Annotated in this window: 15 protein-coding genes; 2 read left to right on the top strand and 13 right to left on the bottom strand. The window is 45.6% G+C overall.

Annotated features, from left to right (window positions below; all coding sequences use genetic code 11):
* Nucleotides 1–33 precede the first annotated feature (33 nt).
* Nucleotides 34–3,027 carry a GGDEF domain-containing phosphodiesterase gene (locus K2P83_RS07905; RefSeq protein WP_292927992.1) on the bottom strand — a complete coding sequence of 998 codons (2,994 nt, stop codon included), beginning with the start codon at nt 3,025–3,027 and terminating at the stop codon, nt 34–36.
* A 296-nt stretch (nt 3,028–3,323) separates the two neighbouring features.
* Nucleotides 3,324–4,811: an FMN-binding glutamate synthase family protein gene (locus K2P83_RS07900; RefSeq protein WP_292927990.1), complete on the bottom strand. Its 1,488-nt coding sequence runs from the start codon at nt 4,809–4,811 to the stop codon at nt 3,324–3,326.
* Between the two features lie 143 nt (nt 4,812–4,954).
* Here K2P83_RS07900 and nadC point away from each other — a divergent pair, with 143 nt between their 5' ends.
* On the top strand, nt 4,955–5,809 hold the full coding sequence (nadC, locus tag K2P83_RS07895; protein ID WP_292927988.1) for a carboxylating nicotinate-nucleotide diphosphorylase: 855 nt from the start codon (nt 4,955–4,957) through the stop codon (nt 5,807–5,809).
* A gap of 113 nt (nt 5,810–5,922) precedes the next feature.
* Here the strand turns inward: nadC and cysG are convergent, their stop codons facing one another.
* From cysG to K2P83_RS07865, 6 genes are all read right to left on the bottom strand, one after another.
* Nucleotides 5,923–7,365: a siroheme synthase CysG gene (cysG, locus tag K2P83_RS07890; RefSeq protein WP_292927986.1), complete on the bottom strand. Its 1,443-nt coding sequence runs from the start codon at nt 7,363–7,365 to the stop codon at nt 5,923–5,925.
* A 155-nt stretch (nt 7,366–7,520) separates the two neighbouring features.
* Nucleotides 7,521–8,519 (bottom strand): PstS family phosphate ABC transporter substrate-binding protein, encoded by a 999-nt coding sequence (locus K2P83_RS07885; RefSeq protein ID WP_292927984.1) that lies wholly within the window; start codon nt 8,517–8,519, stop codon nt 7,521–7,523.
* A 243-nt stretch (nt 8,520–8,762) separates the two neighbouring features.
* Entirely contained in the window at nt 8,763–10,124 is a 1,362-nt protein-coding gene (glmM, locus tag K2P83_RS07880) for a phosphoglucosamine mutase (RefSeq protein WP_292927982.1), read from the bottom strand.
* A 50-nt stretch (nt 10,125–10,174) separates the two neighbouring features.
* The gene (gene folP / locus K2P83_RS07875; RefSeq protein WP_292927980.1) at nt 10,175–10,996 is read right to left on the bottom strand and encodes a dihydropteroate synthase; all 822 of its coding nucleotides are present in this window, start codon (nt 10,994–10,996) and stop codon (nt 10,175–10,177) included.
* A 99-nt stretch (nt 10,997–11,095) separates the two neighbouring features.
* Entirely contained in the window at nt 11,096–13,012 is a 1,917-nt protein-coding gene (ftsH, locus tag K2P83_RS07870; protein ID WP_292927978.1) for an ATP-dependent zinc metalloprotease FtsH, read from the bottom strand.
* A gap of 171 nt (nt 13,013–13,183) precedes the next feature.
* Nucleotides 13,184–13,801 (bottom strand): RlmE family RNA methyltransferase, encoded by a 618-nt coding sequence (locus K2P83_RS07865; RefSeq protein ID WP_292927976.1) that lies wholly within the window; start codon nt 13,799–13,801, stop codon nt 13,184–13,186.
* Nucleotides 13,802–13,831: 30 nt separating this feature from the next.
* On the opposite strand from K2P83_RS07865, the gene K2P83_RS07860 reads away from it, so the two are divergent.
* On the top strand, nt 13,832–14,185 hold the full coding sequence (locus K2P83_RS07860; protein WP_292927974.1) for a YhbY family RNA-binding protein: 354 nt from the start codon (nt 13,832–13,834) through the stop codon (nt 14,183–14,185).
* A 20-nt stretch (nt 14,186–14,205) separates the two neighbouring features.
* On the opposite strand, the gene greA is transcribed toward K2P83_RS07860, so the two are convergent.
* The 5 genes from greA to K2P83_RS07835 form a co-directional block, all read right to left on the bottom strand.
* Nucleotides 14,206–14,682 carry a transcription elongation factor GreA gene (gene greA / locus K2P83_RS07855; RefSeq protein ID WP_292927972.1) on the bottom strand — a complete coding sequence of 159 codons (477 nt, stop codon included), beginning with the start codon at nt 14,680–14,682 and terminating at the stop codon, nt 14,206–14,208.
* Nucleotides 14,683–14,741: 59 nt separating this feature from the next.
* Complete coding sequence (gene carB, locus K2P83_RS07850; protein WP_292927970.1) at nt 14,742–17,951, bottom strand: carbamoyl-phosphate synthase large subunit; 3,210 nt, start codon at nt 17,949–17,951, stop codon at nt 14,742–14,744.
* A 39-nt stretch (nt 17,952–17,990) separates the two neighbouring features.
* Nucleotides 17,991–19,145 (bottom strand): glutamine-hydrolyzing carbamoyl-phosphate synthase small subunit, encoded by a 1,155-nt coding sequence (carA, locus tag K2P83_RS07845; RefSeq protein WP_292927968.1) that lies wholly within the window; start codon nt 19,143–19,145, stop codon nt 17,991–17,993.
* A 207-nt stretch (nt 19,146–19,352) separates the two neighbouring features.
* Nucleotides 19,353–21,179, bottom strand: coding sequence for a sodium-extruding oxaloacetate decarboxylase subunit alpha (oadA, locus tag K2P83_RS07840; protein ID WP_292927966.1), 1,827 nt, complete (start codon nt 21,177–21,179; stop codon nt 19,353–19,355).
* Between the two features lie 33 nt (nt 21,180–21,212).
* The gene (locus tag K2P83_RS07835; protein WP_292928018.1) at nt 21,213–22,631 is read right to left on the bottom strand and encodes an acetyl-CoA carboxylase biotin carboxylase subunit; all 1,419 of its coding nucleotides are present in this window, start codon (nt 22,629–22,631) and stop codon (nt 21,213–21,215) included.
* Nucleotides 22,632–23,273: the final 642 nt, after the last annotated feature.

Raw genomic sequence — 23,273 nt, 5'->3', positions numbered from 1 at the left:
CGTGGGGGAGAGGAATGAAATTTCAAGAGCAGATTATTTTGCTGAGTGGATAACGCGTATATTGTTTGTTGGTGGTATAGGTTTTAGTAGGGTGCGCTCAATTTCAGAAATAGGTACTGGTTTGCTAAAATAATAGCCTTGATAGTGATTGCATTTCTGTGTCATCAAAAAATTCAATTGTTCTTCTGTTTCAATTCCTTCTGCGATGACATCCATTTCCAGACTGTGCGCCATCGCGATAATAGTCGCAACAATGGTGCGGTCATTTTTATCGGTTACAATATCGCGCACGAATGAACGATCTATTTTGAGTGTATGAATCGGGAAGCGCTTCAAATAACTCAGGCTTGAGTAACCAGTCCCAAAATCATCAATTGAAATTTGTATGCCCATTGCACTGAGACAGTTAAGTGTTTCTACCACTCTTTCAATATTGTCGATCAGCATACTTTCTGTTATTTCCAGGGCAATATATTTAGCTTCTACACCTGTTTCTCTGAGGATGCGTGATATATTATTAATTAGTTCTTTGTCACGGAATTGTCTTGCTGACAGATTGATGGCAACTTTTGGCACGATATAACCCTGCTCATGCCAGGATTTAATCTGTGCACAGACTGTTTTCAGAACCCATTCTCCAATTGGGATAATTAAACCGGTTTCTTCTGCCAGGTTGATAAATTTATCTGGGGCGATCAACTTGTGTTCGGGGTGTCGCCAACGGAGCAGCGCTTCTACACCGTACAACTGGTGGTTGGGCATATCCATGACAGGTTGGTAATATAACACCAGCTCATTACGTTCTAGTGCATAGCGTAAATCAAGCCCGAGCGTATGTCTCTCATGTGCTGATTTATTGAGTTCATCGGTAAAGAATTGGTAATTATTCCGCCCGTTTTCCTTTGCGTGATACATCGCGACATCACTATTCTTTAGCAATGTTTCTGCATTGGCACCATCATTCGGAAAAACCGAGATACCGATGCTGCCACCGATATGTAGCTCATTTTTATGGATGTAATAGGGTCGAAGCAGTGAATCCAAGATCTTCTGTGCTACTTTTGCAGCATCTAGTGATTCTGTGATGGAATTTAATACAACAATAAACTCATCACCACCCTGACGGGCAACTGTATCCTCGTTGCGGACACAAATTAGCAATCTTTCTGCAACCGCCTTTAATAAAAGATCACCGATATCATGACCGAGTGAATCATTGATGGTTTTGAAATGATCCAAGTCGATAAACAGTACCGCCATTTGTCTTTGGCTACGCGTATCATGGACGAGCGCCTGTTCGATACGGTCTTGTAGTAAATACCGATTGGGTAGGCCCGTCAACGCGTCATGTGTTGCCATCTCGATGATGCGTTTTTCTGCTTCAGTATGTTCGAACCAGCGACCTAGATCATGCGCAACGGTTGTTATAAGATTTTGCTCATAAGGCAGAGCAAAAGGGAGATCCTGGATATAAGATACTTGCAGCAGTCCACATACCTCTCCATTGGCGATGATTTTTGCGCTTATCGTATTTGGAAGATTGTCTTGATAGGATACTGTGGTAAATTGTTTATCTGCAAGTTTAATCATGGCAACAGCCATCTCAGGAAATTGTAAAGCCAGAATTAAACAGTTTAATATGCTCTGGCATGTTTTTTCTGCATTTAGATCCTGTTCGAGATAGTTTCGTACCATATGTAAACAATTGCTTTCCTTTAGCCGCTCGTTCAAGTCAAGATCACTGTGTTTGCGTGCAGTAACATCTACCCGTACAGAAAGGAAACGATCTATCTTTCCACTTGTGTTCACCAATGGGACAATGGTCGAATCAACCCAATAGAGCCCACCCGATTTGTTGCGATTACAGATTTCATGATGCCAGGTTTGACCTGTTGTAATTGTTTCCCACATTTCAATGAAGAATGATTTAGGATGTGTACGTGAGTTCAGTATACGATGATCCTGTCCGATGAGCTCTTCTGAAGAATAACCACTGATTTCACAGAATTTTTCATTGACTTGTATAATACTTCCCTGATCGTCTGTGATCGAGATTAGAGCAAGTTTACCAATCGCGTTAATGTAGGCAGATAGTTCGGAAGAAGTTTTTTCCGCGTTGTCTCTAGCCCGTATTAACTCCTTAAATGCATTGATTGATGTGTTTCTGGATTTAATTGCTTTTTGAATAAGCGGGACGGTCAACCAGTATATAACTGCCATACCGATTAGAACGAGCAGACCTAGGTATAGCGCGATTGTTTTTGTCTGTTGAGTCAGGTGGCTATACAGTTCGTTTTCATCGATCTTGAGCACAGCACCCAAGCCGAAAGCAACCGGTGAATGGGCTGCAACAACATCCATCCGCCGATAATCCTGAGTAAATTTAATGCCGGTCTGCCCTGCTAAGGCAAAATGTATTGGTAACGGTTTGTTATGCATAGTTCGCTGCATGCGTTTAAATTGATTCCCGTTAAATCCGCGCAAGAAGCAATCCATCTCAAGATCATTTTCTTTTACAGGTGCACAAAGAAGAAAGTCACCGGTTTTACCAATTAGAGTCGCTTCCTTAAATATTCTTGTAAGATCCGGCATGGATTCTTCAGTCGTGATGCGGCCGATGGGATTGTTTTTTTCATCTAGGAGTTGTATCGAGTTACGGATAATAAACTGCTCATCCCACAATAAAACAGTATGGATATCCGAGCCGGTATCCAATTCAACAGCAAGATTCGGGCTAGTGGAACTGATACCTGAATTCAGTATCAGGTTTCCTTCAGCGTCATGGATCTTTATACCGATGAAAGGTCTGGTCAGTATTTTATCCACAGACTTGATGAGTCCGGCGATACCTTCATCATTGAGTTCATCTACATAAATCTTTTCTAAGCTTTGAATCAGAAAGATACGTGTGTTCAATGTTTTTGTATTCGCTACTAAATAGGCAATTTGATTTTCGATTAACTTGACTTTATTCGCTAGTGCTACCTCTAGACCTGAAGCAGCCATTTCTTCGATTTGTGATTGCATGACGCGATACACTGAGAAACTTGCTAACAAGATGAGTATAACCAGCGTTAAGCCGCTAATTATTCGGATTCTTAGGTCATCCTGATTGATAAAAAAACGAAACATTGTCGATTATTGGGCTACTAGTTGTTAAGTAGATTTGTTTCCGGGCATGAGGCATACATTATCGGTAGTCAGGCATTAATCTTAAATGGTATTTAGGGAGTCTTTTTCCCATTTTTTCTCAAAATGATATGAAGTACTGCCCGATTGATACCTGGATAACGGCTAACAATGAAGTTGGATAAATCGGATCTCTAGTTTATATTTTCGGATGGTTCGGGATAGGGATAAAGAATATTTAGCGCCACGCTTTTACCCGCTGTTTCAACGATACGTACATGTTCACGTTTAAATTGCCGTGCGTGATGCAGGCCGCATGAGTGAGCGATCATGTTAATTTCTTTGTTGACATTCCGGGCATAATTGGCAACACGCAGATATTTTTCTTCAACTACCAGACCATTCTGTAAACGTGCATCATGCGTGGTAATTCCAGTTGGGCAAGTATTGAGATGGCAGCGCATCGCCTGAATGCAGCCCAATGAGAACATAAAGCCACGCGCAGTATTCACAAAATCGGCGCCAGCACAGAGCGCCCATGCGCCTTCAGCAGAAGTCACCAATTTTCCCGCAGCAACGATGTGGATGCGGTTCCTGAGACCGGATTGGAGTAATGAATCTACCACGCGTGGCAAGGCTTCTGCGATAGGTAGACTGACATGGTCAATCAATGTCTGAGGTGCTGCGCCACTGCCGCCTTCACCGCCATCAATAGTTAAAAAATCGGGTGCATACTCTAGTCCTCGGCGGTTGATGCTATCACATAGCTCGTTAATAAAATTCCACCCGCCGATAGCTGTTTTGACGCCTACAGGCCGCCCGGTCAGTTCTCGGATATAAATAATTTTATCTAGCAGTTCATCAATATTGTTAATGTCCTTATGGCGATTTGGACTGATGGAATCCTGATTTTCGGGAATGCCGCGGATGGCAGCAATTTCACTACCGACTTTATTCCCAGGCAGTAATCCGCCTTTGCCGGGTTTTGCGCCTTGCGATAGCTTGATTTCAAATGCTTTCACCATCTTGCTCAATTCTTTTGCGCGTTGGGGCGAGAAATTTCCGCTTTCATCTCGGATGCCATATTTGGCGGTGCCAATTTGCATGATCACATCACAATCGCCTTCCAAGTGATAAGGAGATAATCCGCCTTCACCGGTATTCAACCAACAACCTGCTTGTGCGGCGCCGAGTGATAGCGCGCGCACAGCCGGTTTTGAGATTGCACCATAGCTCATGCCGCTGATATTGACGATGGATTTGGCTTCAAACGGATATTCACAATAACCTTGACCGATATGTAATGAAGGTGTCGGTAACTGATCTTCTTCTTGAATAGGAAAAGCAGCATTGACAAAAATAATCGAACCAGGTTGGCGCAAGTCATTGGTGGAACCAAAACCGACAAGGCTGCCTTTATTCTTGGCATTCTTGTATATCCATCCGCGCGTGGCACGATTGAACGGCATCTCATCCCGGTCATTGGTAAAAAAATATTGCCGGAAATATTTCCCCTGTCGTTCAAAAATATACCGTAGCCTTCCAATAACAGGATAGTTACGCAGCACAGAATGTTTTTTTTGTGTTACATCCTGAATAAACCAGAATACGACCATGCCGACGATGACAAGACCCAGCATAGTGGCAATACTGTAGATAATTAAATCAATTGCACTAGACATATAACCTCCTTATAGGCATGGGGCAGCATATACTATCTGTTCAAATGGTGTAAGTGAACATCCTGGAAAGCTACTGAAATAGTGTGGCGTTAATCAGGTGTACTATAATTTCTCATGTTCATTGAAGATGAAGGTAAAAATAATTGAAAGATTTACATGCTGAAATTGACAACAATGTAGAGCACGCACTGGCGGAAGATATTGGTGCGGGCGACCTGACGGCATCCCTGATTCCTGGAGACAAGGAACTGAGCGCATCGGTGGTTAGCAGAGAAGATGCGATATTGTGCGGTGTGCAGTGGTTTGAAGCTTGTTTTTTAGCTTTATCATCAGAAACAACAATTCATTGGCTTGCCAAGGATGGAGACACCGTTCAGGCAGGACATAAGCTATGCGAGATTAAAGGGCAAGCCCGCGCCTTATTATCAGCCGAACGTTCTGCACTGAATTTTTTACAAATGCTGTCTGCTGTAGCGACACAAACCAAGTATTTTGTCGATGCAATAAATGGCACACAAGCTGTTATTGTGGACACACGCAAAACATTGCCCGGGCTCCGGTTGGCGCAGAAATATGCAGTGAAGTGTGGCGGGGGCATGAATCATCGTTTTGGCTTGTATGATGGAATTCTGATCAAGGAAAATCATATTATTGCAGCGGGTGGAATAAGATCAGCATTGAGAAAAGCACAGGAAATTGCGCCACCAGGGGTCTTTATCCAGATTGAAGTAGAATCTTTGCAAGAACTACAAGATGCGCTGACAGCCGGTGCCAGTACGGTTCTGTTAGATAATTTTACGCTGAATCAGCTATCGGATGCGGTTGTGCTGACCCGCCAGAAAACTGGTGAACGAGTCACATTGGAAGCATCCGGGAATATTACCTTGAAGAATGTGCGCCAGGTGGCTGAAACGGGGGTAGGTAGGATCTCTATTGGCAGTTTGACGAAGAATATCAGAGCGATAGATTTGTCGATGCGGTTTAGAGAATCAGTATAAGGTTCCAATGGATCAGCTTTCTTTTCTCATTCAGACTCAAACGGCAATTTAGAGTACTGATTCTGGAATCTGGTATCGCATTAATGATGTTGCTCATGGTTACTGTGACTTTACTATTTCTTATCCGCGTCTATTGCTATCCCTGAGATGATTTGTGTTGGCGAGATTTTTTCGGTTGGTTCAAACCACGCAAGATTTTGGTGTAGTTGGACGACTTCTCCAACGATGATCAGGGTGGGTGGAATCAGCTTTGCAGCTGCGGCGAGATCGGGTAATGTTTGTAATGTTCCGGTAACGATCTTCTGTTTTTGCGTTGTGCCTTGCTGAATGATTGCTGCTGGCGTGGAATCTGGTAGGCCGTGGGCGACCAATTGTTGACACAGGACTGGGAGTCCCAGCAATCCCATATAGATCACGATGGTCTGGTTAGGGCGTGCGAGATAGGGCCAGTCCAAGTCGATACTGTTGTTTTTCAGATGACCGGTAACAAAAATACATGACTGGGCATAATCCCGGTGTGTGAGTGGTATACCTGCATAGGCTGCAACACCGGAGGCGGCAGTAATGCCGGGCACAACCTGGAAAGGAATATGGTAGGACGCCAAGGTTTCGATTTCTTCGCCCCCTCGGCCAAAAATAAAAGGATCGCCGCCTTTGAGCCGCAGCACTCGTTTCCCTTCTTGTGCGAGTCGTACCAGTAGTAGATTGATAGATTCTTGCTCCAAGGTGTGGCGATTACGTTCCTTGCCGGCATAAATACGAGTGGCATCCCGGCGTACCATATCGAGAATGGCAGGCGAGACCAGTCGGTCATAAACAACGACATCTGCTTGTTGCATCAGACGCATGGCCCGGAAAGTGAGTAAATCAGGATTGCCCGGTCCGGCTCCAACCAGATAAACCTCGCCTTGTGGAGACTCGTTTTTTTCTTGCTGCAAGGATTGCAGCAGATACACCTGTGCTGCTTTGTCCTTTCCAGCCAGTACCAGTTCCGTAAATCGGCCTTGTAGCGCTTTTTCCCAGAAAATACGTCGTTTCTCCGGGTGTGTAAAATGCTGTTTGACATGCTTGCGGAACTTACCGGCCATTGCCGCAAGCCGTGCATAGGCGACCGGTATCATAATTTCTAATTGGGCGCGTAACAATCTAGCCAGTACAGGGGATTGGCCGCCGCTGGATACTGCAATCAACAGCGGTGACCGGTCCACGATGGAAGGCATGATGAAAGTACATAAGTCCGGGTCATCAACTACATTAACCGGAATTTTCCTTTTCTGGGCTGTCTCAGAAACCAATCGGTTCGTGACCCGATCATTCGTTGCAGCAATAACTAAAACAATATCTTCCAGTTGCTCGGGTTGAAAAGATTCAGCACAAAATTTGATCTTGCCATGCACAAGGTATTCTTTTAGCGTTGTATCCAGCTCGGGAGAAACCACGGAAACTTGCGCACCAGCCTGGAGCAAAAGCATAATTTTACGCGTCGCGACTTCACCGGCGCCTACCACTAGGCAGGTTTTGTTTCTGATGTTTAAGAAAATTGGCAGAAAATCCATCGCTTCTCCGGGTAATCCTCAATCCAAATAATAAAGGAAGTACTGATTAATTCTAAGCGCAAAAAAAGGCGCAAGATTTAATCAGTACTTCCCTGAGATGCTGTGGCTATTTTAACCGAAGCCTGAGAATTTAATCGCCTTCAAATGGTTTTGGTTTATAAACTGGATTCCAGCTTAAGTATATCTTCTAGTTTTATGTTGGTTCCCGTACCTTTAAATACTGTACCTATTTTTTTCTTATTCAGATGCTCGATATTGAGGTTGTACACTTCTTTAGAAAGCGGGAAGTATTTGACCTCTGTCACAAGTTCTGGCGCATTCTTCATATAGAAATTAACGAATTCATTAATTTCAGGCTTCTCAGTTGATTTGGCATTAACGTAGATGAATATTGGGCGTGATAAAGGTTTGTAGCTATTATTTTCTACTGTTGCGGCGGATGGAATTACGCCACCATTGCCACTGTCGACCGCAACTGCATTAATTTTATTACTATTTTCTATGTAATAGGCAAAACCGAAAAAACCTAGTGCATAGATATCGCTTGCGACACCTTGCACTAAAACATTGTCATCCTCTGACGCGGTAAAATCGCCACGGCTTGATTTTGCCTTGCCAACAATAGCTTCGGTAAAGTATTCGAATGTGCCGGAGTCCGCACCAGGGCCGTAAAGTTTAATTTTTTTATCAGGCCATGCAGGGTTTATTTGATTCCAGTGGATGATTACACCTTGTGCACCGGGTTCCCAGATCCTCTTTAGTTCTTCAACGGTAATGGTTTTGCTCCAAGTGTTTTTTGGATTAACAACGATGGTTAAGGCATCAAAAGCAATCGGCATTTCAATATATTCTACCCCTTCTTGCTTGCAAGCATCCATTTCCAATTGCGTAATCGGACGGGAAGCATTAACAATATCAATTTCATTCCGGCAGAATTTCTTGAAACCACCGCCGGTTCCAGAGATACCGACAGTGACACGGACTGCGCCGCGCTTGGCTATCTGAAAGTCTTCAGCGACAGCTTCGGTAATGGGGAAAACGGTGCTGGAACCATCAATCTTAATGATCGGACTGGCATTGGCAACGCCTACAGTAATTGATGCGCTGAGAAACATGGTCGCAATGAGTGTCCTAAAGTGAATCGTGTTCGACATTTATATACTCTCCAAATGAGTGAATAAGGGGTGATGAGAATGAGAAGTTACTTAAAACTGACGCAATATCTTATTGCAGAATTATTACAAGAATATGACAATTCTATTTTTGTCATCGAGCGGATTAGCTTAACTCAATTTCATATATGATTCCATATCATATATAGCATGCAGTGTTTTGTTTTATGAGTATGTCAGATATGTTTCAAAAAAGATTGATTGTGGAATTCGAATACTAATTTTTTATATGGAGCTCTCAGCTTGCACGGTTTCAGCGATTCTTTCAGCCCAGGAATTAACCTTATGTTTGAATTTACCTTCAACCATCACACGGATAAGCGGCTCTGTACCCGATGCTCGAATAAGAACACGTCCGTTGTTACTCAGATCAGTTTCAGCTTCTTGCAGTAAAGTTTTGATTGCTTTGTTAGTATTAAAATTAAATGTCTTGGGGATTCTTACATTGATTAAACGTTGCGGGTATAAGGAGACACCACGCATGAATTCAGCCAGTGTTTTATTTGTATCACGCAGCGCATACAAAACTTGCAAAGCGGAAATAATGCCGTCGCCCGTCGTATGCTTATCCATGCAAATGATATGTCCAGAATTCTCTCCCCCGAGATGCCACCCTTTTTCTTGCAGTGATTCCAACACATAACGATCACCGACATTGGTGCGGAGAAACGGAATGTGCAGTTTCTTGAATTGGTCTTCTATTGCAAGATTGGTCATTAAGGTGCCAACAACACCGCCGGTTAGCATTTTTTTCTGCTGACGATGCTTGGCGATGATGTAGATCAATTGATCACCATCGTACGATCTACCTTGTTTATCCACCATCATGACGCGATCACCATCACCATCCAGTGCAATGCCCAAGTCAGCCTGGTGATGTGTAACAGCTTTTTGCAATGTGGCACAGTGAGTAGCACCGCATTCGTGATTGATATTCAAACCATCAGGTTGTACGCCAATGGTGACGACATCGGCACCGAGTTCATGCATGACATGGCCGGCAATATGATAGGTGGCACCATGCGCACAATCGACCACAATACGCAGTCCGCGCAGATCAAGGTGATAGGGAAAAGTGCTTTTACAGAATTCGATATAGCGGCCAGCAGCATCATCAATCCGTTGTACCTTGCCGAGTTGTGCCGAAGGTTTGGTTTCGATGGGAGCACTTAAGCCAGCTTCTATTTTGTGTTCCATTTCATCAGGAAGCTTGCTGCCTAAAGCAGAGAAAAACTTTACACCGTTATCCTCAAATAGATTATGTGATGCCGAGATAACAATGCCAGCTTGCAATCGCAGTGCGCGAATCAGGTAAGCTATGGCTGGCGTCGGCATCGGACCTGACAAAATGACATCTACACCGGCTGCACATAATCCTGCTTCCAGTGCAGATTCCAACATATAGCCAGAAACTCGGGTATCTTTACCAATAAGGACGGTTGGACGCTTCCCTTCCATCAAATGCCAATCGGCAGCCGCCAGAACTTTGCCTGCAGAATAACCCAGATGCATGATGAAATCAGGTGTAATCGGATATTTACCTACACGCCCGCGTATGCCATCAGTTCCAAAATATTTTTTAGTCATTTTAAGAAATTATTGATCAAGATTGGAAAAAATATAAAAATATTAGTTTGTTAAATTGCTTGTGATACGTCAAAGTTTTTCATGGCGTTGTAGATAGCAAGCGCATCTTTGCTGGCTTTGACATCATGTACACGTACAATTTTTGCACCTTTAACAACTGCGAGCAAGGCTGCTGCAATACTTTCATGAATCCGACGATCTACACTGTTTTCGGTGATGGTTCCGAGCATGGATTTTCGGGATAAACCCGCCAATACCGGAACGCCAAGTGTTGTCAATTGATCCAACTGATCGAGTAATGTAAGATTATGTTGCAGTGTTTTGCCAAAACCAAAACCCGGGTCGATAATCAATCGATCTTTCGATATGCCGGCTGTCGTTGCTGCATGGATACGCTGCTCCAAGAAATCTTTTACTTCAGAGACAATATCTTTGTATTCGGGATTTTTCTGCATACCTTGAGGGGTACCTTGCATATGCATCAAACAGATTCGGACATGATTGTTCTGTGCGACAGTTTCCAACGCCCCGGGGCTACGCAGTGCATTAACGTCATTAATCATGAAAGCGCCCGCAGCTATTGCGTATTTCATTACTTCGGGCTTGGAAGTATCAATTGAAATGGGCGTATTGGTAGTTACGAGTGCTTCCAGCACAGGAATAACTCGCTTTAATTCTTCATCAATGCTGACTTGTTGACTCCCGGGTCGTGTTGATTCTCCACCAATATCCAGTATATCTGCACCTTCATCAATCAGATGCCTGGCATGTGCAATGGCTTGTTGCTTTGACAGGTAAAGTCCTCCATCCGAGAAGGAATCGGGGGTTACATTAATAATCCCCATGATGAGTGGTTGATTAGTTGAGAACATAATACTTTTCTGTCATGAAGTTACAATAAGAGAAGGGAATGTGGAAATTAAAACGGGATACGATTTTTGGTCGTATCCCGTTACTCAAATGATTACTGATTAATCAGCTTCTTTTACGATTTCTTGCGGTGCTGCAGGTTCACCTTGTTCATCTGGTTTTACTGATGATTCACCACTTGTGGTTGAAGAAGTTGTTGACTGCGGTGGTTTAGGCGGACGTGGTGGGCGGCCTTCCATGATATCGTTGATTTGGTCGCTATCGATCGTTTCCCACTCCAGCAAGGCCTGAGTCATGGCTTCGATTTTGTCCTTATTGGCTTCAATGAGTTTTCGAGCAATCGCATATTGTTCATCAACAATACGGCGAACTTCTGCGTCGACGGTCTGCATAGTTTTTTCACTCATATTTTTATGCGTAGTCACTGAACGACCCAGAAAAACTTCACCTTCATTTTCACCATAGACCATCGGTCCAAGCTTATCGGACATTCCCCACTGGGTTACCATTTGCCGTGCTAGATCTGTTGCGCGCTCAAAATCGTTGGAAGCGCCCGTCGTCATTTGCTTCATGAAGACTTCTTCAGCGATACGCCCGCCAAACATAACCGAGATTCTTTGCAGTATTTCTTCACGTTCCATACTAAAGCGATCTTCTGTGGGCAATTGCATGGTGACACCCAAAGCGCGGCCGCGTGGGATAATGGTTACTTTATGTACTGGGTCCGTTTTTGGCAATAATTGCGCTACGACCGCATGCCCTGATTCATGATAGGCAGTGTTTCTGCGTTCATGTTCCGGCATGATAAGAGAACGTCGTTCGGCGCCCATAAATATTTTATCTTTGGCGCGTTCAAAATCTTCCATGTCGACAAAACGTTTGTTGCTGCGTGCCGCGAATAGTGCTGCTTCGTTGACCAGATTAGCAAGATCTGCACCCGACATACCTGGTGTACCACGGGCTAGAATATCCGCTTTGACGTCCGGTGAAAGCGGCACCTTGCGCATATGCACATGAAGAATCTGCTCGCGTCCACGAATATCCGGTAGCGGCACGGTGACTTGACGGTCAAATCGCCCTGGGCGTAGTAAAGCAGGATCCAATACATCTGGACGATTGGTTGCTGCAATCACAATAACGCCCATGGCACCTTCAAAACCATCCATTTCAACCAGTAATTGATTGAGTGTCTGTTCACGTTCATCATTTCCACCGCCCAGGCCAGCACCGCGTTGGCGCCCTACCGCATCAATCTCATCAATAAAGATGATGCAGGGTGCATGTTTTTTCGCTTGCTCAAACATGTCACGTACCCGAGATGCGCCAACGCCGACAAACATTTCAACAAAATCGGAACCTGAAATGCTGAAAAATGGTACCTGTGCTTCCCCTGCGATTGCGCGAGCCAGCAATGTTTTTCCTGTTCCCGGACTACCTACCATCAATACACCACGTGGGATACGCCCACCCAGTTTCTGGAATTTGGTGGGATCACGCAGGAATTCGACTAGCTCTGCAACTTCTTCTTTTGCTTCCTCGCAACCTGCAACATCATTAAAAGTTACTGTGTTGGTTGATTTGTCGAGCATGCGCGCTTTGCTTTTGCCAAATGAGAACGCACCGCCATTCCGTCCGCCACCTTGCATTTGACGCATGAAAAATATCCATACACCAATCAGTAATAGCATCGGGAACCACGAGATGAAGATACTCATCAACATGGAGGGTTCTTCATCTGGCTTGGCTTCAACAACAACGCCAGCCTTAAGTAAATCGCTAACCATCCAGGGATCGGATGGTGCATAAGTTGTGAAGCGTCTGCCATCAGACTTCGTACCTTTAAGTGTACGGCCTTCAATGACAACTTTAGCGATCCTGCCTTGATTCAATTCGGAAATGAATTGAGAGTATTCCATTGGCACTTGTGCCGGTTGACGTACGCTGAATTGATTAAATACAGTCATCAACACAAGTGCAATTACTAGCCAAATGGCCATGTTTTTAATTAAGTTATTCAAAATAGCTCCTTGATTTGCACCTTAAAATCATTGATTAGTCATTCTAACTCTATTTTGTAGAATATAACAGAACAGTTCGTTTCGGATAAATTTGCTGTTAAGTTGTAATCCTACTCTGTACATTTACCCTAATCACTGAGGGGATCCATTCATTTCTCAGCGAACTTAGCTTTATTTCTTTCCGAGCCCTAATAAATATAATTCATTACTGCGATCACGTGAGGCTTTAGGTTTTCGTATCAGGACACTCATAAATCTGGCGCGCATGTCACGGAGAAACTTTTCAGAATCACGGCCTTGAAAAACTTTGACTAGAAAGTTTCCGCCATAGTTCAGTTGTTCCGTTGAAAATGCCAGCGCCAGTTCAGCCAAATACATACTTTTAGCTTGATCACTGACTACAATACCACTGATATTAGGCGACATGTCTGAAATTACAAGATCCGGTTGATGTTCACCTAAGTGTTGCCTCAATTCAAGCACAGCATGCTCTTCTCTAAAGTCACCTTGGATAAATTCCACGCCAGGCAGTGGTGACATGTTCAGGATATCCATGGCAATAACTTTACCTTTGTTACCTACTTTATGGCTGACAACTTGAGACCAGCTCCCCGGAGCTGCGCCTAAATCGACAACGACTATACCCGGTCTTAGTATGTGATCACGTTCAGCGATTTCCAGCAGCTTGTATGCAGCCCGCGAGCGATAGCCATCTTTTTTAGCTTGCTTGACAAAAAAATCATTGACATGCTCCTTCATCCAAGCTTTACTGGTTTTAGCCTGTTTCATCAAGTAAAATAATATAATTTAAGAGGAATTATGTTAACACTCACTATTACTCATCGGCGTGAACTAAAAGCGCAAGCACATGCGCTAAATCCGGTTGTGATGATCGGGAAGACTGGTTTGTCGCCCAGCGTTATTGCGGAGCTGGATCGCGGACTTTTAAGTCATGAATTAATTAAAATTAAAGCTCAAATTGATGATCGGACTGCCAGAAATGCGCTTTTTGAGGAAATATGTCAGCAATTGGGGGCGGCGCCAGTACAGCATATTGGTAAAATTTTTATTATTTATCGGCCTAAACCGGAAGAAACCGAGAAGAAATCTGTGCATACGATCCACAGAAAGAAACGTGAAGCATTTCGTGCCAAGCGTAGCTTTCAGAATTGATTGCTTACTGATTTTTATCTTTAGATGTACTTAACATCAAGTATTTCATATTCTCGTATACCGCTGGGTGCTTGAACTTCTGCGATATCTCCGGAAAATTTACCGATCAAGGCACGTGAAATCGGGGAGCTGATGGAGATTTTTCCATTTTTGATGTTCGCCTCATCGTCACCTACGATTTGATAAGTAACGATATCGCCACTTTGTAGATCTTCCAATTCGACAGTAGCGCCGAAAACACAGGCTCCATCAGCATTAATGAGTGCCGGATTAATGATTTGTGCGTTGGAGAGTTTACTTTCCAATTCCGCAATACGTCCTTCAATAAAGCCTTGCTTTTCTTTGGCAGCATCATATTCTGCATTTTCAGAAAGATCGCCATGTGCACGTGCTTCGGCGATCGCCGCAATGACTGCTGGGCGATGTACCGTTTTCATTTCGTGTAATTCCTTACGTAATGCCTCCGCCCCTACTACCGTTAATGGAATAGTGCTCATCGTGATTTTTTACCTTTCGTTTTCATTTTATTTTCAATAATATAGGAGAGAAGATATGCTTATGTCTTAAGTTGTGTGTGCAATTTCTGTAAATTATAGACCTGCAGTTCACGTCGATTGGTTATGCCCACGCATGCTGCGCGTGCGCCCGCTAATGTTGTATAGTAAGTTACTCTTGCCTGAAGCGCGGCATGGCGAATCGAGTAAGAATCACGTATTGCACTGCGCTGATTCTTTACTGTATTGATAATTAAATTGATTTCTCCATTCTTAATCATGTCTACTATATGCGGACGGCCTTCTGCTACCTTGTTAATGATAACGACAGCTACTCCAGCTTCGGTTATTGCAGCAGCAGTTCCGCGTGTAGCATAAAGGGTGAAACCGAGTTCTGCAAGGCTGCGTGCGATTTCAACGGCATGTAGTTTGTCGGATTGCTTCACGCTGATGAAAATCCTGCCGGAAGTTGGTAAACGAACTTCTGTCGCTAATTGGGACTTAACAAAAGCTTCTGCAAAAGTGCTGCCCATCCCCATAACTTCGCCGGTAGACTTCATTTCTGGACCTAATATCGTATCAACACCAGAGAGTTTGATAAAGGGGAATACGGCTTCTTTGACAGAATAATATTCAGGGAGTATCTCTTTGGTAACGCCCTGATCAATCAGACTCTTTCCTATCATGCAACGTGCAGAAATTTTTGCTAGTTGGAGGCCGGTTGCCTTAGAGATGAAAGGCACGGTGCGTGATGCTCTTGGATTGACTTCGAGAACATAGACTGTGTTGTCTTGAATCGCGAACTGAATATTCATGAGCCCAACGACATTCAATGCACGCGCCATTTCAGCAGTTTGGCGACGCAGCTCATCCAATATTTTAGGCTGCAAGTTAAAGGTTGGGAGAGAACAAGCGGAATCGCCGGAATGCACGCCGGCTTGTTCGATATGTTCCATGATGCCACCGATCAAAACGGTTTCTCCGTCATAGATTGCATCAACATCCACTTCCGTTGCATTGGTAAGAAAATGATCCAGTAATACCGGGGAGTCATTAGAAACCTTAACTGCCTCACGCATGTAGCGCTCCAGATCAGCCTTTTCATGAACAATTTCCATAGCACGCCCACCTAATACATAACTAGGTCGTACTACCAGCGGGTAACCGATTTCTTCAGCCGCGATAAAAGCAGCTTCTGGATTGCGTACAGTCCGATTAGGCGGTTGTCTTAAGCCCAGTTGTTGCAACATTTTCTGGAAGCGTTCACGATCTTCCGCGCAATCAATCATGTCCGGGCTGGTGCCAATAATTGGCACGCCATTGGCTTCTAGATCACGTGCGAGTTTGAGGGGCGTTTGCCCGCCATACTGTACGATCACGCCATCGGGTTTTTCTACCGCCACAATTTCAAGAACATCTTCCAGTGTCAGCGGCTCAAAATACAAGCGATCCGATGTATCGTAGTCGGTTGAAACGGTTTCCGGGTTGCAGTTGACCATAATGGTTTCAAAACCATCCTCACGTAACGCCAATGCCGCATGAACACAACAATAATCAAATTCGATGCCTTGCCCGATACGATTGGGTCCACCGCCCAGCACCATAATTTTCTTTTTATCCGTGGGGTGTGATTCACACTCGTCTTCGTAAGTGGAGTACATGTATGCCGTGCTAGTTGCGAATTCAGCTGCGCAGGTATCAACACGTTTGTAGACAGGATGTAAGTTGAGTTGATACCGGTAAGTGCGTACCGCGGTTTGTTCGATATTAAGCAGCTTTGCCAGGCGGCGGTCGGAAAAACCGCTACGCTTTAATTTGCGTAGTGCCTGTTTGTCCAGTGTTTCCAGTTTTGTATGGGTCAATGCCTTTTCTTGATTGATCAGATCTTCAATTTGCGCCAGAAACCAAATATCAATATTGGTTAGTTGCTGCACTTCCTCAATAGACATACCACAACGGAAAGCATCGGCGACAAACCAGATTCGTTCCGGACCGGGGTTAGCCAGTTCGCTGCTGATATTTTCCAAGTTGTCGGTTTTCTCATCCAAACCATCCACGCCAGTTTCCAGTCCACGTAGCGCTTTTTGCAAAGATTCCTGAAAAGTTCGGCCAATCGCCATGACCTCACCCACCGATTTCATTTGTGTCGTCAGGCGATCATTGGTTTGCGGGAATTTCTCAAAAGCGAAACGCGGCACCTTGGTGACGACATAATCAATGGTTGGTTCAAAGGACGCCGGTGTGATACCGCCGGTAATGTCGTTGCCGAGCTCATTCAGGGTATAACCTACAGCAAGCTTGGCAGCAATCTTGGCAATTGGAAAACCAGTTGCTTTTGAGGCCAGTGCGGAAGAGCGCGAGACACGCGGATTCATCTCAATCACCAGCATTTGGCCGTTCTTAGGATTAATCGCAAACTGAACATTGGAGCCGCCGGTTTCCACCCCGATTTCGCGTAATACGGCAATGGAGGCATTGCGCATCAACTGATATTCTTTATCAGTCAGTGTTTGAGCGGGCGCTACCGTAATTGAGTCGCCGGTGTGAACACCCATCGGGTCGACATTCTCAATGGCGCAGACGATAATGCAATTATCGTTCTTATCCCGCACCACTTCCATTTCAAACTCTTTCCAGCCAATAACGGACTCTTCAATCAATAATTCTTTGGTGGGGGAAGTTTCCAATCCGCGTTCACAAATATTCAGGAATTCTTCACGATTGTACGCAATGCCGCCGCCACTGCCGCCCATTGTAAAAGAAGGACGAATAATAACCGGATAACCAACCATGGCCTGAACCTGTAGTGCTTCTTCCATACTGTGTGCAACCGCAGAGCGAGCAGAACCCAATCCAATGCGCGTCATGGCTTGTTTGAATTTTTCACGATCTTCAGCCATATCGATTGCTTCACGTGATGCACCAATGAGCTCAACACCGTATTTTTCCAGTACGCCATGTTTAACGAGATCCAATGCGCAGTTCAATGCAGTCTGGCCGCCCATGGTAGGCAGCAGCGCTTGCGGCCGCTCAATAGCAATGATCTTCTCGAGCATTGTCCAGGTAATTGGCTCGATATAGGTTGCATCGGCCATTTCCGGATCAGTCATGATGGTAGCGGGATTGGAATTTACCAGAACGATGCGGTAGCCTTCTTCACGCAAAGCTTTACAGGCTTGTACGCCGGAATAATCAAACTCGCAGGCCTGGCCGATAATGATGGGGCCGGCACCGATGATGAGTATGGATTGAATGTCGGTACGTTTAGGCATACTTTCTAAGTGGTAAAAATTGCGTCGTTTAGATACGAATTATTGTGAAGGTTGATTTTTATAACGCTGCATCATTTTAATAAATTTATCAAACAAATAATCGGCTTCATGCGGTCCTGGACTGGCTTCAGGATGTCCCTGAAAACAGAACGCGGGTTTATCCAGTAACTCAAATCCTTGCAAACTGCCATCAAACAGTGATTTATGTGTGATGCGCGCGTTAGCAGGCAACGTATCTGCATCAACAGCAAAACCATGATTCTGGCTGGTGATGATCACCCGGCCACTGTCAACATCTTGCACCGGATGATTGGCGCCATGATGGCCGAACTTCATTTTGATGGTGCGTGCACCCGTAGCCAAACCCAGTAATTGGAGGCCAAGGCAAATGCCAAAGATCGGGATATTCTTTTCGAGCAATGCTTGCGTGGCAGAAATTGCATAATCACAAGGTTCTGGGTCACCGGGCCCGTTGGAGAGAAATACGCCGTCAGGCTGTGCCGCTAAAATTTCTTTAGCTGGGGTTTGTGCAGGAAATACCGTGACTTTGCAGCCGCGATGTGCCAGTTTGCGCAATATGGTGCGTTTGATGCCAAAATCAAATGCGGCAACATGATATTGGGGATTTGCCTGAATTCTAAAACCTGATCCGAGCGACCATTCACCTTCTGTCCACGAATACGATTGCTGGCAACTGACCACCTTGGCTAGATCCATGCCCGCTAACCCTGGAAATCCTCTTGCTACCTGTAATGCTCTGTCCTCGTCAATCTTACCCGCCATAATGCAGCCGGATTGCGCGCCTTTTTCTCGCAAAATGCGTGTGAGTTTGCGCGTATCAATTTCAGCAATAGCAACCACATTTTGTTCTTTCAAAAATTCAGATAATGTCTGGGTTTTGCGGTGACTGCTGGCAGCCAGCGGGAGATCACGAATTACTAATCCAGCGGCGTACACCTTGTCGATGTTGCCGGATTCAAAATCTTCCGGATTGGTGCCGGTGTTGCCTATATGCGGGTAAGTCAGGGTGATGATTTGTTGGCAGTATGAAGGGTCGGTTAATATTTCCTGATAACCGGTCATCGCCGTATTGAATGCCACTTCACCGGTATTGATGCCTTCAACACCAATAGACACGCCACGAAAAATTGTTCCATCGGCGAGTGCGAGGATGGCGTGCGGGCGTTGTGACACAAAAAACTCCTTGGATACGGACAAAATCTGGAAACAGGACCAAGGACAATTCGTTTCAATGCCTCGGTGATTGAAAGCAGAATTATACGTGAAAAAGGTTTATTTTTCTATTTGTGCTGATAAGCATAACAAGGCTTGTTTTTTAGTCCTATCCGCTATTGCGCTACATTATTGTTTGCTTTGTGCCGGAAAGTGAAGTTCTACTCATTACGATGCCACAATCTCAATCAGCACTTCATTCGGATTAGCCGGTTCACCTCTAACAACGTGGATGGCTTTGACGATACCGGCAATCGGTGCGGTAATTTCCGTTTCCATTTTCATCGCTTCCGTGACTAATACCGGTTGTCCGGCGGTGACTTTTTGGTCGATCTTGACTAACACGTCAAGAATATTGCACGGCATGCTGACAACCACATCGCCTTCGGCGGAAGGGCGGGGGCGTTTGCTGGCAATGGTGCTTTTAACGGCGCCCTGTGTGCCGCCATCCAAAAAGATTTCATCAAGTGTTTCGACGACGATTTCTTCCGGAACACCGTCTACCATAAAATAAAAATGCCGCAGGGATTCATTTTTAGGACTGGTGCCGGTGACTTTGACGTGATAAGACTCGCCGTGGAGTGCTACATTGAACTCGGTTGGCGCTTTCTGCGCGCCATTGGCGGCGGCTGATGCCAGATCCAGAGGTTCCGGTACCAGATGTCCGGTGGAGCGCAATTCCAGAAATTGTTTGCCGACTTCCGGGAACATCGCGTAGCTCAGCACATCTTCATCATTCTGTGCCAAATGGCCGATTTCCCGGCGCAGGTGCTCGAATTCCGGTTTCAGCAGATCGGCGGGGCGGCAGTCAATGATGTCTTCCTTACCGATGGCGCGTTTTTGCAATTTGGCATCAATCGGCGCCGGTGCTTTGCCGTAGCCGCCTTGCAGATAACGCTTCACTTCGTTGGTGATGGTGCCATAGCGCTTGCCGGTCAATACGTTGAGCACCGCTTGGGTACCGACAATTTGCGAAGTCGGCGTGACCAAAGGCGGATAGCCTAGGTCCTTGCGCACGCGTGGAATTTCCGCATAAACTTCGTTGATGCGATCCAATGCGTTGCGTTCCTGCAATTGATGGGCCAGATTCGAAATCATGCCTCCCGGCACCTGGAACACGTGCACACGGGTATCGACACCGGTGAATTCGCTCTCGAAGCGATGGTATTTCTTGCGGATTTGCACGAAATAATCGTTCACTTCTTGTAGTTTTTGCAGACTCAGGCCGGTGTCGTGATCCGTGTCTTGCAACGCCATGACCAGGGTTTCGGTCGGGGGATGGCTGGTGCCACCCGACCATGACGATAAAGCGGTGTCGATATGCCGGCAACCGGCTTCGATGGCTTTCAGTTGGCACATTTCCGCTAAACCAGCGGTGGCATGGCAATGCAGATGGATCGGCAGATTGACGGCATCTTGCAAAGCCTTTACCAATTCGCTGGTCGCATACGGTGTTAACAAACCGGCCATATCCTTGATCGCGATGGAATCACAGCCTAGTTCAGCCAGATCTTTGGCCAGGGTGACGAAGCTTTTGACGTCATGTACCGGACTGGTGGTATAGCAGATGGTGCCTTGCGCGTGTTTACCGGCTTCCTTGGCAGCCTCGATAGCGGTTTTGAGATTGCGCACGTCATTGAGCGCGTCGAAAATGCGGAAAACATCCATGCCGTTGGCCGCAGCTTGTTTGACGAAAGCGCGCACGACATCATCAGAGTAATGGCGGTAACCGAGCAAGTTCTGCCCGCGCAGCAACATTTGTAGCGGCGTGTTTGGTAGCGCGGCTTTCAGTTTGCTCAAGCGTTCCCAAGGGTCTTCCTTCAAAAACCGCAAACAGGCGTCGAACGTTGCGCCGCCCCAGCATTCCAGAGACCAGTAGCCGATGCTGTCGAGCATTTGACAAGCCGGCAGCATGTCTTCCGTGCGCATCCGGGTAGCGATCAGGGATTGGTGCGCATCGCGCAGAATAACATCGGTGATATAAACTTTTTGCATGAATTTTCCTTGATTAACCAGTAAGTACGCTACTTACAGGCCGGTATGCGAAGCCATCGCAGCGGCAATGACGCTGGCCAGCACTTCCGGCCGGGGTTTGTCGGAATAATTGATAAGTTCGGGGTTTTGTTCAACAAAACCGGTATTGAACTGGGCAGCACGAAACTTGGGGTGTTTCAGTATCTTTAGATAATACGGAATAGTCGTTTTGATGCCAAATAATCCCATATCGCGCAAAGTGCGCTCGCCACGCTTAATCACGTCTTCCCAGGTCAGCGCGCTGACAATGATTTTTGCGACCATGGAATCGTAAAAAGGCGGAATTTCATAACCGGTGTAAATCGCGGTGTCGGTACGCACGCCGGGACCGCCCGGCGCATAGTAACGGGAAATCCGGCCGAAACTCGGCAAGAAATTATTCTTCGGATCTTCGGCATTAATGCGGAACTGAATCGCATAACCCCGCCGGACAATCTCTTCTTGTTTGTAGCGCAGCGGCAATCCAGCCGCCACGCGGATTTGCTCCTCGACGATGTCGACGCCGGTAATTGACTCGGTGATGGTATGCTCGACCTGCACACGCGTATTCATTTCCATAAAATAAAATCGGCCGCTATCATCCAGCAAGAACTCCACCGTCCCGGCATTGGTGTAGCCGACCGACTTCGCGGCAATTACCGCGAGGCCGCCGATATACTGGCGTTGTGCCTCATCCAGTTGCGGGGACGGCGCAATCTCGATCAGTTTCTGATTGCGGCGCTGAATCGAACAATCCCGCTCAAAGAGATGAATCACATTGCCGTGATGATCCGCTAATATCTGTACTTCAATGTGCTTTGGATTGACAATACACTTTTCCAGAAACACATTGGCGCTGCCAAACGCTTTAGTCGCTTCGGAGATCACCCGGGCGTAATTGCGCTGTAGCTCATCGGGATTGTCGCAACGCCGGATACCGCGACCTCCGCCACCGGAAGTTGCTTTCAACATGATCGGATAGCCAATTTGCGTAGCGACTTTGAGGGCTTCTTCCACCGAATGCAAATTGCCTTCCGATCCCGGTGTCACCGGAATACCGGCGGCGATCATCGCCTTGCGGGCCTCGGTTTTATCGCCCATGCGATGGATGACATCCGCTTCCGGGCCAATGAAAACCAATCCACGCTCTTTGCAAGCACGGGCAAATTGCGCATTTTCGGATAGAAGTCCGTAACCCGGATGCACGGCATCACAGCCGGTCGCCAACGCCAAATCAACCAACGCATGAATATTCAAATAGCACGCCATCGGCTCGCTGCCGATGCAATAAGACTCATCTGCTTTCTTGATATGCAGCGCAAAACGATCCGCTTCCGAATAAATCGCCACCGAGCGGATACCCATTTCAGCACACGCGCGAATGATGCGAACAGCGATTTCGCCGCGATTGGCGATGAAGATTTTACGTAGCATCATTTTTTTGGCCGCTCTGAAAAACGTTAATATCCGTATTCTACCCGATAGATTCCCGCAGTTTATGCGACATTTACAATCAATGCTGTCTAGTGTGGTAGCTGTTATGCTTGAGCTAAAACGAGGGATTGTGCGTTTTTGTGGATCTAATATTGCGTGATATGATGAGGCCTAAATCAACCTATTGCTTTTAGAATGGGGATGGAAGTATGAATTCTGCAATATTAGATGTTGCTTCTGATGTAATGTGCCATATCATTTCGGAAGTCTAATTGTAGTTAGTCGCCAGGAATCCTTACACTCCTATATTCAGCGCCTGCCTATGATGGATGAGCTCTTCAAACTGCTGCCGATATTACCATTGTGGATATCTATTCCAATAATTATTGTCACAATAATAGTGACTCTATGGCCCAAGATTCTCCAAGCGATTACAGAGCTTAGCGCTTCAAATCGAGCATTTCGTCGAGAGAAAATGCGGCTTGAATTGCTTAAACTTCACTATGAGATCGAAGCGCTTAAAAAGGCTATGTCACCGTTAAATAGTGGTCTATACTGTTTTCATATGAATCAATGAGATAGGACTTTGATGAAAACTGAAGAATTCCAAATATTAACGGCAGAACTTGCAAGATTGACGCC

This window comes from Nitrosomonas sp. (assembly GCF_019752415.1).
Classification (GTDB): domain Bacteria; phylum Pseudomonadota; class Gammaproteobacteria; order Burkholderiales; family Nitrosomonadaceae; genus Nitrosomonas.
The sequence above is the reverse complement of the archived record's forward strand: the minus strand, read 5'-3'. Positions and strand labels throughout refer to the sequence as shown.

Excerpts from the sequence above, each read along its gene's own strand:
- K2P83_RS07905 (WP_292927992.1), bottom strand. The coding sequence starts at position 3,027 with ATGCAATCACAAATCGAAGAAATGGCTGCTTCAGGTCTAGAGGTAGCA.
- K2P83_RS07900 (WP_292927990.1), bottom strand. The coding sequence starts at position 4,811 with ATGTCTAGTGCAATTGATTTAATTATCTACAGTATTGCCACTATGCTG.
- cysG (WP_292927986.1), bottom strand. The coding sequence starts at position 7,365 with ATGGATTTTCTGCCAATTTTCTTAAACATCAGAAACAAAACCTGCCTA.
- K2P83_RS07885 (WP_292927984.1), bottom strand. The coding sequence starts at position 8,519 with ATGTCGAACACGATTCACTTTAGGACACTCATTGCGACCATGTTTCTC.
- glmM (WP_292927982.1), bottom strand. The coding sequence starts at position 10,124 with ATGACTAAAAAATATTTTGGAACTGATGGCATACGCGGGCGTGTAGGT.
- folP (WP_292927980.1), bottom strand. The coding sequence starts at position 10,996 with ATGTTCTCAACTAATCAACCACTCATCATGGGGATTATTAATGTAACC.
- K2P83_RS07865 (WP_292927976.1), bottom strand. The coding sequence starts at position 13,801 with ATGAAACAGGCTAAAACCAGTAAAGCTTGGATGAAGGAGCATGTCAAT.
- K2P83_RS07860 (WP_292927974.1), top strand. The coding sequence starts at position 13,832 with ATGTTAACACTCACTATTACTCATCGGCGTGAACTAAAAGCGCAAGCA.
- greA (WP_292927972.1), bottom strand. The coding sequence starts at position 14,682 with ATGAGCACTATTCCATTAACGGTAGTAGGGGCGGAGGCATTACGTAAG.
- carB (WP_292927970.1), bottom strand. The coding sequence starts at position 17,951 with ATGCCTAAACGTACCGACATTCAATCCATACTCATCATCGGTGCCGGC.
- oadA (WP_292927966.1), bottom strand. The coding sequence starts at position 21,179 with ATGCAAAAAGTTTATATCACCGATGTTATTCTGCGCGATGCGCACCAA.
- K2P83_RS07835 (WP_292928018.1), bottom strand. The coding sequence starts at position 22,631 with ATGCTACGTAAAATCTTCATCGCCAATCGCGGCGAAATCGCTGTTCGC.